This is a genomic window from Xenorhabdus sp. SGI 60 (genome assembly GCF_056632175.1).
Map to the genome: position 1 here is coordinate 641,949 of NZ_CP196860.1, position 17,028 is coordinate 658,976.

A 17,028-nucleotide genomic window follows, 5' to 3' on the forward strand; every position below is an offset into this window, starting at 1 on the left:
ATTAATATGTAAAAATAGCGTAGGTCAAAGGAGTTTATAGTGAAGAAAATATTGTGTGCAGCAGGTTTGGGTATAGCATTAGCGTTTTCTACGGGTGCGCAGGCGGCAGATAAAATTGCTTTAGTGAACGTTGCTGAAATTTTTCAACAGTTACCTGCCCGTGAAGCTGTGGCAAAACAGTTGGAAAACGAATTTAAAGGCCGCGCAACCGAATTACAGCGTATGGAATCTGAGCTGCAAACTAAAATCCAAAAATTACAGCGTGATGGCTCAACCATGAAAGCCAGTGAACGCGAAAAATTGGAAAAAGAAGTGATGACGAAACGTGATGACTTTGCTCAGAAAGCGCAAAGTTTTGAAAACGACAACCGCCGTCGTCAGATGGAAGAACGTGGTAAAATTCTCAACCGCATTCAGGATGCAGTTAAAGTGATTGCGGGTAAAGAAGGTTACGATCTGGTTCTGGATGCGAATACCGCTGTGTATTCTGCGTCTGGTAAAGATATTACCGCAGAAGTAATGAAACAGGTTAAGTAAGTAGATGGTTTCAATTCGATTAGCTGATCTCGCTCAGCAGTTGAATGCGCAATTGCATGGTGATGGCGATATCGTCATCACCAATATTGCACCGATGTATTCAGCAAATAACGAGCAAATTACATTTTTATCCGATAGTCGCTATACTGACAAACTGGCTGTATGTCAGGCGGCGGCTGTTGTGCTGCGTGAAGCAGACCTCCCTCACTGCAAGGTTGCTGCGCTGGTTGTTGATGATCCTTACCTTGCCTATGCCCGCATGGCGCAACTTATGGATACCACACCGAAACCTGCGCAGGATATCCACCCATCAGCCGTTATCTCTTCTGAGGCGGTATTGGGCCAAAATGTGGCAGTTGGTGCAAATGCGGTTATCGAATCCGGCGTTGTGCTGGGTGACAATGTTATCGTTGGTGCAGGTTGCTTTATTGGAAAAAATGCGCGGATTAGTGCGGGAACCCGTCTTTGGGCCAATGTTTCGGTATACCATAATGTTGAAATCGGTGAATCGTGCTTGATCCAGTCAGGGGCTGTTATAGGTTCTGATGGTTTTGGTTATGCCAATGAGCGTGGAAATTGGATTAAAATTCCCCAGTTAGGCACAGTGATCATCGGGGATCGCGTTGAAATCGGCGCTTGCACGACAATTGATCGCGGTGCATTGGATAACACAGTCATCGGTAACGGTGTTATCATAGACAATCAATGCCAGATTGCCCACAACATAACGATTGGAGACAACACCGCAGTGGCGGGTGGCGTCGTTATGGCGGGCAGTTTGAAAATCGGCCGTTACTGTATGATTGGTGGCGCCAGTGTCATTAATGGGCACATTGAAATCTGTGATAAAGTGTCCGTGACGGGTATGAGCATGGTGATACGTCCAATTACAGAGCCTGGAGTGTACTCGTCGGGTATCCCGTTACAACCGAACAATGTTTGGCGCAAAACTACCGCTTTAGTCATGAATATCAATGAGATGAATAAGCGGTTGAAGTCAGTTGAACGCCGATTAGAAGGTGAAAACGAGTAATCATCCCCGCATTTTGGATAGACATTTTTGGTTAAACGTTTTTAATTAGCATTTTTGGTTGTGCTTTTGATTTTTTTGCGGCCTGCCTGATAGCTCTGAATTTGGAGTTAACGCAGGCCGTGTCGTTAATATTATGATACTTATATGACAGGAAGAGTATTTAGATGAGTGATAATCATACTCTGCAAATTGAAGAGATTTTAGATTTACTGCCTCACCGCTACCCATTTTTGTTGGTAGATCGCGTCTTAGACTTTGAGGAAGGTAAATTTCTGCGCGCAGTCAAGAATGTCTCATTTAATGAACCATTCTTTCAGGGACACTTCCCTGGTAAGCCCATTTTTCCTGGTGTCTTGATCCTTGAAGCTATGGCACAAGCTACCGGCATTCTGGCGTTCAAAAGTGTTGGATCACTGGGGCCGGGTGAATTGTATTACTTTGCCGCGATTGATGGTGCTCGCTTCAAGCGTCCGGTTCTGCCGGGTGATCAAATGGTCATGGAAGTAGAATTTATTAAAGAACGTCGCGGTGTTGCGCGTTTCAGGGGCGTAGCGAAAGTCGATGGAGAAGTGGCTTGCGAAGCTGAAATGATGTGTGCTCGCCGTCGTGAGGCTTAATCCATGATTGATAAGACCGCTATTATCCATCCCTCTTCCATTATTGAAGAAGGTGCTGTTATTGGTGCCAATGTTCGCATTGGCCCATTTTGTTATATCGGTGCCCAAGTTGAGATTGGTGAAGGGACTGAATTAAAATCCCATATTGTGGTTAATGGGATAACCAAGATTGGTCGTGATAACCAGATTTATCAATTTGCCTCTATTGGGGAGGTCAATCAGGATCTCAAATATCAGGGTGAACCGACCCGTGTTGAAATTGGTGACCGTAATCGCATTCGTGAAAGTGTTTCTATCCACAGAGGCACTGTGCAGGGTGGGGGCGTGACTAAAGTTGGCAGTGACAATCTGTTGATGATCAACGCCCATATTGCCCATGACTGTATCATTGGTGATCGTTGTATAATTGCGAACAACGGTACATTGGGCGGGCATGTTATTCTGGGTGATTATGTCATTATTGGTGGCATGACGGCGGTGCATCAATTCTGTCAAATTGGTTCCCACGTGATGGTTGGTGGCTGTTCCGGCGTTGCTCAGGATATTCCTCCTTACATCATCGCACAGGGAAACCATGCAACCCCTTTCGGATTGAATATCGAAGGCCTGAAACGCCGTGGGTTTGACAAAGAATCTCTGCATGCCATTCGTAATGCCTATAAGACGCTTTATCGCAGCGGAAAAACATTGGAAGAAGCCAAAAAAGAGATTGATCTCCAAGCGGAAAACAGCCCGCATGTGAAAGTATTCAGTGATTTTCTGGAACATTCCGCAAAATCCAGCCGTGGCATCATTCGTTAAGTAGATGAAGGATACTCCTTTGACTACCTTTTCTTCTGTTGATAATCAGCGCCCGCTGACAATTGGTTTGGTCGCCGGAGAAACTTCCGGTGATATCCTTGGGGCAGGGCTAATTCGTGCATTGAAAGCAAAAATTCCGCACGCCCGTTTTGTGGGGGTTGCTGGTCCTCTTATGCAGGCAGAAGGTTGTGAAGCCTGGTATGAGATGGAAGAGCTGGCCGTCATGGGGATAGTCGAAGTGCTGGGACGTTTGCCCCGTTTGTTGAAAATACGCAAAGACTTAACCGCACGTTTTACCGCGTTGAAGCCTGATGTGTTTATTGGCATTGATGCGCCTGACTTTAACATTACTTTGGAAGGCAGGCTTAAACAGCAGGGAATTAAAACGATCCATTACGTTAGCCCATCGGTATGGGCGTGGCGTCAGAAACGCGTGTTTAAAATGGGGCGGGCAACGGATTTGGTATTGGCGTTTTTACCTTTTGAAAAAGCCTTTTACGATCGATTTAACGTTCCGTGCCGATTTATCGGGCACACAATGGCAGATGCGATGCCTTTGCAACCCGATAAAGCCGCCGCCAGAAAAATTCTGGGTATTCCATTGGCTGCTCACTGTTTGGCAATATTGCCGGGGAGTCGTCATGCTGAAGTCGAGATGCTCAGTGCTGACTTCTTAAAAACCGCCCAATTATTGCGGGAAAATTTCCCGACTTACATGTATTGGTTCCGTTGGTTAATGCCAAACGGCGTGAACAGTTTCAGCGCATTAAAAACGAGATAGCACCGGATTTGCTGCTCCATTTATTGGATGGCAAAGCGCGTGAAGCCATGATTGCCAGCGATGCGACTTTACTTGCATCCGGTACGGCTGCACTGGAGTGTATGCTGGCCAAAAGCCCAATGGTGGTGGGCTATAGAATGAAACCTTTTACATTCTGGCTGGCAAAACGACTGGTGAAAACACCGTATGTTTCCTTGCCTAACCTGCTGGCGGGAAAAGAATTAGTCAAAGAATTACTACAGGATGAATGCGAACCACAAGCGTTGTCAGAGGCGTTATTGCCTCTTTTACAAGGTGGTGCAGATGTGGAAGCGTTGCAACAAACGTTTTTCCATTTACATGAAAGCATTCGCTGTGATGCCGATGAACAGGCTGCACAAGCCGTTCTGGAATTAGCGAGAAGATAATGGATTTTGTTTATCCACAGGCGAATTTGATTGCCGGTGTTGATGAAGTTGGGCGTGGCCCACTGGTGGGGGCTGTCGTGACTGCGGCGGTTATTCTTGATCCGCGCAACCCTATTGCAGGTCTAATGGATTCCAAGAAACTCACGGAAAAACGCCGTGAAGCACTGTATTGGGAAATAAAAGAAAAAGCCTTATGTTGGAACCTCGGTCGTGCAGAACCGGAAGAAATCGACCAGCTTAACATTCTTCATGCCACGATGCTGGCTATGCAAAGAGCCGTTGCAGGGTTGGCACTCACACCAGATTATGTGCTGATTGATGGCAACCGCTGTCCGGCGTTAGCCATGCCAGCCCAGGCCGTCATTAAGGGCGATAATCTGGTTGCAGAAATAAGTGCTGCCTCTATTCTTGCCAAAGTAACACGTGACAGCGAAATGGCAGAGCTGGATAAGCAGTTCCCTGACTACGGCTTTGCGAAACATAAAGGTTATCCAACCGCCCTGCATCTGGAAAAACTGGCTTCTTTGGGCGCTACGGAGCATCATCGTAAAAGTTTTGCGCCAGTTAAACGGGCGCTAGGTCTTAGATAAAATGGGTGTATCTGGGCAGATTATGACAGAACCACGTTTTGTACACTTACGTGTTCACAGTGATTATTCAATGATTGATGGCTTGGCTAAGACCGGCCCACTGGTGAAAAAAATCGCCAAATTGGGGATGCCAGCTTTTGCGATCACGGATTTTACCAACTTATGTGGATTGGTGAAGTTTTATGGCAGTGCCCACGAAGCCGGTATCAAGCCAATTATTGGTGCAGATTTTTATGTGGAAAGTGATTTGTTGGGGGATGAGTATGCCCATCTGACGATCCTTGCCCGTAATAATGAAGGTTACCAAAATCTGACTTTGCTGATCTCTGAGGCTTACCAAAAAGGTTATGGCGCGATTGGCCCGACTATCCAGCGGGAATGGCTGGTGAAATACAAAACAGGGTTAATCCTGCTGTCGGGTGGGCGCATGGGGGATGTGGGTAAATTCCTGCTGCGTGGCAATCGTGCTATGGTGGAGCAATGTCTCGATTTTTATCAGGAACATTTCCCTGACAACTATTACCTTGAGTTGATCCGCACCGGACGTCAGGATGAAGAAAACTATCTTCATGCGGCTGTGGCGCTGGCGTCAGAAAAAAATCTTCCTGTTGTGGCAACCAACGAAGTTTGTTTTCTTGAAAGCGAAGACTTCGAAGCCCATGATATTCGGGTTGCTATCCACGATGGTTATACACTGTCTGATCCGAAACGTCCTAAAAATTACAGCCCTCAGCAATATCTACGCAGTGAACGGGAGATGTGCGAGCTTTTCTCAGACATTCCTGAAGCGCTACAAAATAGCGTAGAAATTGCTAAACGCTGTAATGTCACGATCCGTCTTGGTGAGTATTTCCTGCCACAATTTCCGACGGGAGAAATGAGCACTGAAGACTTTCTCATTGAAAAATCCAGGCAAGGGTTGGAAGAGCGTCTGGAATTTCTCTATCCCGATCCAGACGTCAGGGGGCAAAAACGTCCAGAATATGATGAGCGTCTGGATATTGAGCTGAGCGTTATCAACCAGATGGGATTTCCTGGCTACTTCCTGATCGTAATGGAATTTATCCAGTGGTCGAAAGACAACGGTGTTCCCGTTGGCCCAGGGCGAGGTTCTGGTGCCGGCTCCCTTGTGGCTTATGCGTTGAAAATTACTGACCTCGATCCGCTGGAATTCGATCTGCTGTTTGAACGTTTCCTTAACCCTGAACGTATTTCCATGCCAGATTTTGACATCGATTTCTGTATGGAAAAACGTGATCAGGTTATCGATCACGTTGCAGATATGTACGGAAGAGATGCGGTATCGCAGATCATCACTTTTGGTACGATGGCGGCGAAAGCGGTTATCCGTGATGTTGGGCGTGTACTTGGGCACCCCTATGGATTTGTGGATCGAATATCGAAACTGGTGCCTTCTGATCCGGGTATGACACTGGAAAAAGCTTTTGTCGCTGAGCCACAGCTCCCTGAAATTTATGAAGCGGATGAAGAGGTTAAAGCGCTGATAGACATGGCGCGCAAACTGGAAGGTGTCACTCGTAATGCAGGTAAGCATGCCGGTGGTGTTGTGATTGCACCTACTAAAATTACTGATTTTGCACCAATTTACTGTGATCCAGAAGGGCAAAACCCGGTTACCCAGTTTGATAAAAACGATGTGGAATACGCAGGCTTGGTTAAGTTTGACTTCCTTGGCCTGAGAACCCTGACCATCATCAACTGGGCGCTTGAGATGGTGAATGCACGTCGTGCAAGGAAAGGGTTGGAACCGATTGATATCGCAGCTATTCCGCTGGATGATCAGAAAAGTTTCGATATGCTGCAACGCTCTGAAACCACGGCCGTGTTCCAGCTTGAATCTCGCGGAATGAAGGACTTAATCAAACGTCTGCGCCCTGACTGTTTTGAAGACATGATCGCATTAGTGGCACTGTTCCGTCCCGGGCCGTTGCAATCAGGCATGGTAGATAACTTTATCGACCGTAAACATGGACGGGAAGAACTCTCCTATCCTGATGTTGAATGGCAGCACGAATCCTTAAAACCTGTATTGGAGCCAACTTACGGTATCATTCTGTATCAGGAACAGGTGATGCAGATTGCACAGGTGTTGGCCGGTTATACCCTTGGCGGGGCAGATATGTTGCGCCGTGCGATGGGTAAGAAAAAACCAGAAGAGATGGCTAAACAGCGGTCGGTATTTGAAGAGGGAGCGGTAAAACAGGGCGTGGATGGTACGCTCGCCATGAAGATCTTCGATTTGGTGGAGAAATTCGCGGGTTATGGCTTTAACAAATCTCACTCCGCAGCTTATGCGCTGGTTTCTTATCAGACTTTATGGCTAAAAGCCCACTATCCGGCAGAATTTATGGCTGCCGTGATGACAGCGGATATGGATAACACCGAAAAAGTCGTTGGGCTGGTGGATGAATGCTGGCGCATGGGGCTGAAAGTTCTTCCTCCTGATATTAATAGTGGCTTGTATCATTTCCATGTCAATAATGACGGAGAAATTGTTTACGGCATTGGCGCGATTAAAGGCGTGGGTGAAGGGCCGATTGAAGCGATGATCGAAGCCCGACAGAAAGGGGGGCATTTCAAAGAGCTATTCGACCTGTGCGCACGTGTTGATATCAAAAAAATAAACCGTCGTGTGATGGAAAAACTGATCATGTCCGGTGCTTTTGATCGGTTGGGACCACATCGTGCAGCACTGATGTCTTCCCTGGAAGGAGCACTGAAAGCAGCGGATCAACATGCCAAAGCCGAAGCCACGGGTCAAACAGATATGTTTGGTGTGTTAGCTGAAAAACCAGAACAAGTTGAGCGTTCCTATGCCAGCACCCCGAAATGGCCAGATCAAGTGGTATTGGATGGTGAGCGGGAAACATTAGGCTTGTACTTAACTGGACACCCAATCACAGGTTATTTGAAAGAGATTGAACGATATACCAATGGATTGCGTCTAAAAGATGTGAACCCGACACCTCGTGGCCAGCTAACAACGGTGGTAGGTTTGGTATTAGCTTCCAAAATATTGACGACCAAACGGGGAAACCGGATTGGTATCAGTACATTGGATGATCGTTCAGGACGTCTGGAGATCATGCTGTTTTCTGATGCGTTGGAAAGGTATCAGCATTTATTGGAACAGGACAAGATTTTGATTGCTACCGGACAAGTCAGCTTTGATGACTTCAGCGGTGGGCTTAAAATGACAGTTCGTGAATTAATGGATATCAGTGAAGCACGTGAAAAATTTGCACGTGGGCTTGCTATCTCGTTATCAGACAGGCAAATTGATGCACAATTATTGAGCCGTCTTCGTGGAGCATTGGAGCCACACCGTTCAGGTACGATACCGGTTCATCTTTATTACCAGCGGGTAGATGCCCGCGCTCGTTTACGATTCGGGGCGACATGGCGGGTAACGCCAACAGACACCCTTTTGACCGATCTGCGCACTCTGCTGGGTAATGAGCAGGTAGAATTAGAATTTGACTAGAATAGGAACATTATGAGTCTGAATTTTCTGGATTTTGAACAGCCGATTGCCGAGCTGGAAGCGAAAATTGATTCGCTTACCGCAGTTAGCCGTCAAGATGAAAAGCTAGATATCAATCTGGATGAAGAAGTCCAGCGCCTGCGGGAAAAAAGCCTAGAGCTGACTCGCAAAATTTTCGCTGATTTAGGGGCATGGCAAATTTCCCAGCTATCACGTCATCCACTGCGCCCTTATACACTGGATTATATTCAGCGCATATTTACTGACTTTGAAGAATTAGCGGGTGATCGTGCTTATGCAGATGACAAAGCCATTGTAGGAGGGTTAGCGCGTATTGATGGCCGTCCTGTCATGGTGATAGGCCACCAGAAAGGGCGTGAAACCAAAGAAAAGATCCGCCGCAATTTTGGTATGCCATCGCCGGAAGGTTATCGTAAGGCTCTGAGATTGATGGAAACAGCCGAACGTTTCAAATTGCCAATCATTACTTTCATTGATACTCCTGGTGCATATCCTGGGGTAGGTGCAGAAGAGCGTGGTCAGTCAGAGGCCATTGCACGTAACCTGCGTGAAATGTCTCATCTTTCTGTCCCTATCATCTGTACAGTGATTGGTGAAGGGGGTTCTGGTGGTGCATTGGCGCTTAGTGTTGGTGATAAAGTCAACATGTTGCAATACAGCACCTTTTCTACCATCTCTCCTGAAGGCTGTGCTTCCATTTTGTGGAAAAGCGCTGAAAAAGCACCATTGGCGGCTGAAGCGATGGGGAATACCGCACCACGTCTGAAAGAATTGAATCTGATTGATACTGTTATTCCTGAGCCATTGGGCGGAGCGCACCGTCACTATGAAGAAATCGCTGAAACATTGAAGGCTCAATTGTTGGCTGATCTTTCTGAATTGAGTGAACTGGACAGTGAAGAATTAGTTAACCGTCGTTATGAGCGTTTAATGCAGTACGGTTACTGCTAAGATCTGACTGAAAGTTTTTAATCGCTAATAGCGGGTTGAAAGTATTTATCAGGTGGAAATATTGAGGAGTGATAACTCCCTGATATTTCCACCTGTTTTGCTGTTTGTGAGGGCGAAATCATCACGGCATATATAGGATCTAATATTATCATGCCCAATGATATTGGGATGGAATGGGTGCCTTGTGGGCTGGGCTTTAAAATAATAAGTTGAGTTTTTCTATGGCCAAATATAAATATATTATTTATGCGTTTTCTTGTGTGTTTATCTGGAGCTTTATTCCTTCTATATCGCGTTTTGGTCAGAAAGAAATGGATCACTTCCAATATCTATTCTGGTCAAATATTTTGTCTGTTTTAGCAGTATTTGTCGTTGCTCTCATGATGGGGAGAAGTTGGAAAGGCATTTTATTCATTCCTTTACCCGTTATGCTTAAGGTTTTGATCTTAGGTGCTTTGGATTGTTTCTTCTATTTGCTGCTTTATTATGGTTATTCCATTGAAAATGGTGTTGCTGTTTTGGTGATCCAATATAGCTGGCCGTTAATGATTATTGGATTGTCATTTTTCTTGTTTAAAGAAAAATTAACGATCAAGCAGATGATTGGCATTGCAATGGGCTTTATGGCTGTTGTGATCACTTTCACGAAAGGAAATATTACCGAGATTGCGGTGGAGCATCCGCAGGCATTATTGCTGGTATTTAGTGGATCATTTTGTTTTGCATTAATGTCGGTATTATCGAGGCAATTTGCTATTGATCCCTATATTAGTACATTCTGGGTATTCACTTGTTCTACCTTAGTCTCTGCGGTATTTATGTTTGCTTTTAGCAGAATTAACTTGCCTGTCGGTGATTCACTGATGCCAACGTTACTTAACGGCATTATACTGAATGGAATCTCTTATATTATTTGGTTTAAGGCCATGAATGGCCCTGATTCCCATAAGGTTGCCTCAATCTTATTTTTATCACCCGTCTTGTCGATGATGTGGATTATCCTGTTTTTTGGTGATGCGTTTGTCCCTGCCTATGTGGTTGGGTTAGCGCTGGTTATCATTTCTGGATTACTCTGCATCAGTGCTAAGAGAAAGAATTCTGAACAAAATGAATTAATGGATGATCTGATTGAGGATTGATCAGGAAAATGAAGAAAGGTTTGGTTCCATAATGGCAAATATTCATGATCTTTTGCTTATGACGTTGGCAGACCAAATTGGTCAGCATAAAAAGATTTTGGTCGGATTTAGTGGTGGATTGGATTCCACCGTATTACTGCATTTGCTTGTTCGTTTGCGAGCACAATCTCAACAACTGAATGGTGAGCAAATGGCATTAAGAGCGATCCACATTCATCATGGCTTAAACCCAAAGGCGGATTTATGGGGCGAACATTGTCGCCAAATTTGTGCTGACTGGTTGGTTGATTTTCGCACCGAAAAAGTCAGACTTGATACCCGCAAGAATGGAATTGAAGCCGCGGCCCGAAATGCGCGTTATCACGCTTTCCAGCGTGAGCTACAACAGGATGAGGTTTTAATAACGGCGCAACATATTGATGATCAAGCAGAAACGTTTTTATTAGCACTGAAACGGGGAGTGGTCCGGCGGGATTATCTGCCATGCCTGCCAGAATGCCATTTGCGGGAACGACATTGATTCGCCCATTGCTAAATGTAAGCCGTGCAGAGTTGGAAGAGTATGCACAGGCCCAAAAATTACAATGGGTCGAGGATGACAGTAATCAAGATGATCGTTATGACCGTAATTTTCTGCGCCTGAATATCATGCCGTTATTTAATCAGCGTTGGCCGCATTTCCCCCAAATGGTTTCCCGCAGTGCCAGCTTGTGTGGCGAGCAAGAACAATTGCTGGATGAATTGCTGCAAGAATCTTTGGATTCAATGATTACAGCGGAAGGTTCGATATCTATACCTCCTTTGGAAAACAGTTCGGAAGTAAAACGAAATGCATTATTGCGGCGATGGCTCAATCAGTGTGGGGTAAAAATGCCGGCACGAGAGCAGCTTCAACGCATTTGGTCAGAAGTAGCACTCGCCAGACAAGATGCAGAACCGCGCTTTAGGTTAGGGCACTATGATATTCGTCGTTATCGGCAGCAACTTTGGCTACTTCCTCAATACCAGAATCTGGCGGGAACTGTTCTTAAATGGGATTTACAGCAGGCATTGACGTTACCAGATGGGTTGGGAACGCTGTTTTGCTCTAAAGAAAGTGGTGCTACGGTGAGAAAGCCAACCAGCAATGAACAAGTAACAATTCGTTTTGGTGTTCAGGGCAATATTAGCGTTGTGGGACGACAACATTCCCGTCACAGTAAAAAACTGTGGCAAGAATTTGGGGTTGCACCTTGGCTTAGAGAGAGAACCCCTTTGCTTTATTACAACGAAAAACTGATAGCCGCGCAGGGAGTTTTCATCACTAAAGAAGGGCGGAATTTGCCTGATGATGAAGGTATTTCAGTTCAGTGGGAGAAAATCACGCTGCCTATTTAATGCTGTTTTTCTTACATAAAAAGTCCTTATCTTATATAAGGACTTTGGGGGGGAAGGTTCTAGTCGTTATTAGCGATCAGATTTAAGAATGTTCAAGAACAATCGTTCCAATTTCTGGATTGCTGAAACTGATAATGTAATCTAACCTTAATTCACGGATTCCTTTATTTGAATCGATGAGAAGATATTCAATTTTTTTTCTTAAAATCAGTTTATTAGCTTTTCCTTCAAATGTTTCACCATCTCGCAATTGGAGATGCAAATGTAGCTGGCGTTGGCATGCTAGCTCAAGGTTATCGTAATCATCACAGTTAATTGGTTGATATTCTTCGTTATCTATAGACATATTTGCTCACCACTATGTTAGTGGCGGTTATCGTGCCGCCCGTGATTGACCAAAATCAAATGCAAAATGCTACTTACGACTATAGCACAGTAAGCTTCCCGTTATTACTGAATAAGTCGGTGAGACTTTCGTTAAAACAGGAAGTGGATTAAACCTGTATCTTACCATTACGCAATAAAATAAAGTCATGCTATTCGATGACTCTCTCCGTGCATTTTGGAACCCAGCAGAGTAATGTCAATTTTGTTAGATAAAGTTTATGCTTTGCTTGAAAGTGAATGATTCTCTTTTTGAATTTATTGGATCAAATGATGAATAAAAAAATATTGCTAGCATTATTAGCTGCTGGTGTGTTCACCGCTGCGGGATGCCAGAATACATTCGTAACCCAGAATAGCCCTGTTTCTCAGGAAAAGTTTCAGTCAAGCGACAACGTGTTTAGTGGTGTTGTTCCTTGTGCGGATTGTGCAGGTATTGAGACCACCTTACAACTTGCTAAAGATGGGACATATATATTGGGGCAAACCTATTTGGAAGCCAAAAATGAGGAAAATACGTTCTTTGAAACCGGTCATTGGGTGATAAAGGGTAAAAAGATTGTCTTAAGTCAGCAAGATGGCCAAAAATCTTATTATCTGATGAAAGGCGAGAACCTGGTTATGCTGGATATCAACGGCGAGCCAATTCAATCAAGCCTCAATTATGAATTAGCTAAAGCCAAACCGAAAAAACTGGCAGGAGAGTACAGCTATTTTGCTGATTCTGCTCTCTTTACCGAATGTGGCACCGGAAGACGTTATGATGCGGCGGAAAATATCGATTTAGAACATGGTTACAGTGCGATGGGAGTAGAAGGTGGAACTCCTGTTTATGTGGAAATGGAGGGCTATTATACGGTTCGTCCTTCAATGGAAGATGGCTTGTTTGATAATGCCGTGGTCCAAACAGGTAAAGTCCGTTTTGATAAAGCTTCTTCCTGCCATACTAAGAAATAACGTATAACTGTGGCGCATAATCTATTGAAAAACCTGCGTAATAAATACGCAGGTTTTCTTAATTAAAACTGACAAACGAAATTAAGCTTGTTGAATATGACCTTTCAGGTAATCAACAATATTTTCCAGTTTCAGCATCTGTTTATCACCAGTACGGCGGTATTTATATTCGATCTCACCGTTATCTAAGTTACGATCACCGATAACCAGAGTATGTGGTACACCGATCAGTTCCATATCAGCAAACATAACACCAGGGCGTTCTTTACGATCATCGAAAATGACATCAATGCCGCTGGCACGTAAGTCTGCATATAATTTTTCGGCGACTTCTTTCACGCGGTAAGATTTATGCATGTTCATTGGCAGAATAGCCACTTGGAATGGGGCAATGGCATCTGGCCAGATAACGCCACGATCATCGTGGTTCTGCTCAATGGCTGCTGCAACGATACGGGTGATACCAATTCCATAGCATCCCATAGTGATAATTTGATTGTGCCCATCTTCATTTTGTACAGTTGCTTTCAAGGCATCAGAGTATTTGGTGCCTAATTGGAAAATATGACCAACTTCAATACCACGCTTGATTAACAGTGTTCCTTTACCATCTGGGCTGGCGTCACCTTCAACGACATTACGGATATCAGCCACTTCTGGTAATGGTAAATCACGCTCCCAGTTAATGCCGAAATAGTGTTTGTCATCAATATTGGCGCCAGCACCAAAATCACTCATGACAGATACGCTGCGGTCAATAATGACAGGCATCGTCAGGTTGACTGGACCTAAAGAACCAGGGCCTGCTTTCACGATGGCACGGATTTCTTCTTCGGTCGCGAAAGTTAGCGGGCTGGAGACTAAAGGCAATTTTTCTGCTTTGATCTCATTCAGTTCATGATCACCACGTACCAGCAAGGCAACTAATTTATGCCCACTTTCTTCTGCGGCATGAACGATCAGCGTCTTAACGGTTTTTTCGATTGGCAGATTGAATTGTTCTACCAGTTCAGCAATGGTTTTAGCGTTTGGTGTGTCGACCAGACGCAACTCTTCAGACGGAGCCGCACGTTCTTGAGATGGCATGACTGCTTCAGCCAATTCAATATTGGCGGCATAGTTAGACTCGGTAGAGAAAACGATATCATCTTCACCGCTGTCTGCCAGGACCTGGAATTCGTGGGAAGCACTGCCACCGATTGAACCCGTATCAGCCAGAACTGCACGGAAATCTAAGCCGATGCGGGTAAAGATCTTACTGTAAGCCTCGTACATCTTATCGTAAGTCTCTTGCAGGGAGGCTTGGGTAGTGTGGAAAGAGTATGCATCTTTCATGATAAATTCACGTGAACGCATAACACCAAAGCGTGGGCGAACTTCGTCACGGAATTTAGTCTGGATCTGGAACAGGTTCAGTGGAAGCTGCTTATAGGAAGTAACTTCGTTACGCACCAGATCGGTGATAACTTCTTCATGAGTTGGTCCCAAAACGAAAGGGCGTTCACCGCGATCAACAAAACGCAGTAATTCTGGGCCATATTGTTCCCAACGGCCACTTTCCTGCCACAAATCTGCTGGCTGAACTACCGGCATGGAAACCTCAACTGCTCCCGCATTATTCATCTCTTCACGAACAATGTTTTCAACTTTTCTCAACGCGCGGACACCTGTCGGCATCCAGTTGTACAGACCAGAAGCGAGTTTACGGATCATTCCAGCACGAAGCATCAGTTTATGACTGACGACTTCTGCATCAGCAGGTGTCTCTTTTAAAGTAGAGAGCAGATATTGGCTAGTACGCATAGTAAGTTTCCATTGGATAGCGAAAAATAAAGACAAATCGCTAGTCTACCAGCGAGCTTGCGATGTCAAAAGGAGTTTTAGCGGTGTTCGATAGAAACCACTTCTGTTGTGGTATTAAAAACTCGCCAGCGGACGTTAAAATCCAAGATATGAGCGGCATATAGGCGGTTTTCCTGCGCTTTTTTACGGTAGGCCGGACGAGGATCTTGAGCCAATACTTGGCTGATAAAGCGCCTCAAATGAGGATAATGGGTTTTGTAGGATAAAAGTTGGCATTCCGCTTCTGGTGAGAAATCCACTGCCATATCTGACTCTGGTGCGGCCTGGGCAAAACCCGCCTTGGCTTCTGGTCGTGATTCGGCGAAAGGCAGGTAAGGTTTGATGTCGATAACTGGTGTACCATCCACCAAATCCAAACTACCCAGTTTCAGAATAACGCGGTTGTTCTCGCATTGAATATCTCTCAATTCCACCAGTGACATGCCAATTGGATTGGGGCGGAAGGTTGAACGGGTGGCAAAAACGCCCATTTTGGCATTTCCTCCTAAACGGGGTGGGCGCACTAATGGATTCCAGCCACCTTCCATGGTTTGGTGGAAGACAAAAATAATCCATAAATGACTGAACTGCTCCAGTCCACGTACTGCATCAACCTGATTATAAGGCGCAAGTAACTCTAGCTGCCCTGTACCATCTTCGACCAAACCCGGTTGACGTGGGATGGCAAATTTCTCTTTGTAAGGAGAATGAATAGTTCCTATTTGCGTAAAATGAAAATCTGCCATAAGCGCTTTTTATTAATAACAATTATTTATTGGTTGTCAGTAATGCAGTGCCTTCACAAATGGCAATTTGGTAACAACCCTGACCCGGTAAAATTGCACATTGATGAAGTAAAACTGCGTTTGCGTTTAGATAAGATGCTCTTGTCAGCATATTTTGTCGTGCGGTTGCAATACTGGCGGGAGAGTCTTGCAACGTATTACGGCAGGACTCTCCGGCGACAATACCTAACTCTTTAAATGGTAAACCTAAAAGCTCATCCGGCTTAGTATATAGACGGACATAAGAGAGCACTTTGCTTTTTTTGGCTGGCTGATGTTTCAACTTCGGATCTGACATATCAGATTTACTGAACTGGGTTGACGGTGAAGTACACCCAGCGATAAAGAGCGCCATGAAACAGACAGGTAACACACGCATTGAGTTGAATCCTCATTAAAATTAAAAATGGGTGGATATAAAAATATCCACCCAATGATTTTAATCTTGATTAACTGAATAGGAAAGATTACCAGCCTTTTATTGCTCCGCCCTTAAAGGCTTCATTGGCTTCTTTTGCTACTTCTGGAGACTGGTACGCTTTCACAAATTTTTGCACATTTTCCTCATCCTTATTGTCTTCGCGACTGACAATAATATTTACGTAAGGTGAATCTTTATCTTCAACGAATATCCCATCTTGCTCTGGTGTTAAACCAATTTGCCCCGCATAGGTATTATTGATAATAGCGAAAATAATCTTTTGGTCGTCCAGTGAACGTGGTAATTGTGGGCCTTCCAACTGTACGATATCCAGGTGTTTAGGATTGCTGGTAATGTCCAAAATAGTTGGCAGCAGACCAACACCCTCTTTCAGAGTGATAAGACCTTGTTTTTGTAATAACAGCAGGGCGCGGCCTTGGTTAGTCGGATCGTTGGGGATGGCAATTTGAGAACCATCTTGTAATTCATCCACTGACTTAATTTTTTTAGAATAGGCCGCTATTGGGAAAATGAAAGAGTTACCAACAATTGCCAGTTTGTAGTTACGTTCTTTCATTTGCTGATCTAAAAAAGGCTTATGTTGGAAGACATTCACATCAATATCTCCCTTACTCAATGATTCATTTGGCAGAACATAATCATTGAATGTCGTCAGCTCAACATCAAGGCCATATTTATCTTTAGCCACTTGTTTAGCCACTTCGGCAACCTTAAGTTCAGGTCCTGCAATAACGCCAACCTTAATATGGTTTGGATCACGTTGTTCCTGACCGCAACCAGCAAGAATTAATGTACCTAACAATGCACTGATTGCTGCGATGGATTTCAATTTTACTGACATATTTTCACCCCTATTGAA

15 protein-coding genes and 2 pseudogenes are annotated in these 17,028 nt (G+C 44.6%); 12 read left to right on the forward strand and 5 right to left on the reverse strand.

Features of this window, described 5'->3' with window-relative positions; translation table 11 throughout:
• Positions 1-39: 39 nt before the first annotated feature.
• From skp to tilS (ACSJJG_RS03000), 11 genes and pseudogenes are all read left to right on the forward strand, one after another.
• On the forward strand, positions 40-537 hold the full coding sequence (gene skp / locus ACSJJG_RS02950; protein WP_481088423.1) for a molecular chaperone Skp: 498 nt from the start codon (positions 40-42) through the stop codon (positions 535-537).
• 4 nt (positions 538-541) lie between these two features.
• Positions 542-1,570, forward strand: coding sequence for a UDP-3-O-(3-hydroxymyristoyl)glucosamine N-acyltransferase (lpxD, locus tag ACSJJG_RS02955; protein WP_481088424.1), 1,029 nt, complete (start codon positions 542-544; stop codon positions 1,568-1,570).
• Between the two features lie 164 nt (positions 1,571-1,734).
• On the forward strand, positions 1,735-2,187 hold the full coding sequence (gene fabZ / locus ACSJJG_RS02960) for a 3-hydroxyacyl-ACP dehydratase FabZ (protein WP_193851774.1): 453 nt from the start codon (positions 1,735-1,737) through the stop codon (positions 2,185-2,187).
• 3 nt (positions 2,188-2,190) lie between these two features.
• Positions 2,191-2,988 (forward strand): acyl-ACP--UDP-N-acetylglucosamine O-acyltransferase, encoded by a 798-nt coding sequence (lpxA, locus tag ACSJJG_RS02965; protein ID WP_481088425.1) that lies wholly within the window; start codon positions 2,191-2,193, stop codon positions 2,986-2,988.
• Positions 2,989-2,992: 4 nt separating this feature from the next.
• Positions 2,993-4,176 (forward strand): annotated as a pseudogene (gene lpxB / locus ACSJJG_RS02970) (lipid-A-disaccharide synthase).
• Positions 4,176-4,766 carry a ribonuclease HII gene (gene rnhB / locus ACSJJG_RS02975; RefSeq protein WP_481088426.1) on the forward strand — a complete coding sequence of 197 codons (591 nt, stop codon included), beginning with the start codon at positions 4,176-4,178 and terminating at the stop codon, positions 4,764-4,766. Before lpxB ends, rnhB begins: the two are co-directional and overlap by 1 nt.
• A 22-nt stretch (positions 4,767-4,788) precedes the next feature.
• Positions 4,789-8,271: a DNA polymerase III subunit alpha gene (dnaE, locus tag ACSJJG_RS02980; protein WP_481088427.1), complete on the forward strand. Its 3,483-nt coding sequence runs from the start codon at positions 4,789-4,791 to the stop codon at positions 8,269-8,271.
• A 12-nt stretch (positions 8,272-8,283) separates the two neighbouring features.
• A complete protein-coding gene (gene accA / locus ACSJJG_RS02985; protein ID WP_481088428.1) occupies positions 8,284-9,243 on the forward strand; it encodes an acetyl-CoA carboxylase carboxyl transferase subunit alpha in 960 nt (319 codons plus the stop codon).
• Positions 9,244-9,464: 221 nt separating this feature from the next.
• Complete coding sequence (locus ACSJJG_RS02990; RefSeq protein WP_481088429.1) at positions 9,465-10,382, forward strand: DMT family transporter; 918 nt, start codon at positions 9,465-9,467, stop codon at positions 10,380-10,382.
• Positions 10,383-10,440: 58 nt separating this feature from the next.
• Positions 10,441-10,964, forward strand: a pseudogene (gene tilS / locus ACSJJG_RS02995) (tRNA lysidine(34) synthetase TilS); the annotation flags it as partial.
• A 183-nt stretch (positions 10,965-11,147) separates the two neighbouring features.
• A complete protein-coding gene (gene tilS, locus ACSJJG_RS03000; RefSeq protein WP_481090360.1) occupies positions 11,148-11,759 on the forward strand; it encodes a tRNA lysidine(34) synthetase TilS in 612 nt (203 codons plus the stop codon).
• 82 nt (positions 11,760-11,841) lie between these two features.
• Here the strand turns inward: tilS (ACSJJG_RS03000) and rof are convergent, their stop codons facing one another.
• A complete protein-coding gene (gene rof, locus ACSJJG_RS03005; protein WP_481088430.1) occupies positions 11,842-12,105 on the reverse strand; it encodes a Rho-binding antiterminator in 264 nt (87 codons plus the stop codon).
• Positions 12,106-12,413: 308 nt separating this feature from the next.
• On the opposite strand from rof, the gene nlpE reads away from it, so the two are divergent.
• Entirely contained in the window at positions 12,414-13,100 is a 687-nt protein-coding gene (nlpE, locus tag ACSJJG_RS03010) for an envelope stress response activation lipoprotein NlpE (RefSeq protein WP_481088431.1), read from the forward strand.
• An 81-nt stretch (positions 13,101-13,181) separates the two neighbouring features.
• Here the strand turns inward: nlpE and proS are convergent, their stop codons facing one another.
• The 4 genes from proS to ACSJJG_RS03030 form a co-directional block, all read right to left on the reverse strand.
• Positions 13,182-14,903: a proline--tRNA ligase gene (gene proS / locus ACSJJG_RS03015; RefSeq protein WP_481088432.1), complete on the reverse strand. Its 1,722-nt coding sequence runs from the start codon at positions 14,901-14,903 to the stop codon at positions 13,182-13,184.
• Between the two features lie 77 nt (positions 14,904-14,980).
• Positions 14,981-15,688: a tRNA (N6-threonylcarbamoyladenosine(37)-N6)-methyltransferase TrmO gene (tsaA, locus tag ACSJJG_RS03020; protein WP_481088433.1), complete on the reverse strand. Its 708-nt coding sequence runs from the start codon at positions 15,686-15,688 to the stop codon at positions 14,981-14,983.
• A gap of 22 nt (positions 15,689-15,710) precedes the next feature.
• On the reverse strand, positions 15,711-16,106 hold the full coding sequence (gene rcsF / locus ACSJJG_RS03025) for an Rcs stress response system protein RcsF (RefSeq protein WP_481088434.1): 396 nt from the start codon (positions 16,104-16,106) through the stop codon (positions 15,711-15,713).
• 88 nt (positions 16,107-16,194) lie between these two features.
• Positions 16,195-17,010 carry a MetQ/NlpA family lipoprotein gene (locus ACSJJG_RS03030; RefSeq protein ID WP_481088435.1) on the reverse strand — a complete coding sequence of 272 codons (816 nt, stop codon included), beginning with the start codon at positions 17,008-17,010 and terminating at the stop codon, positions 16,195-16,197.
• Between the last annotated feature and the right edge of the window lie 18 nt (positions 17,011-17,028).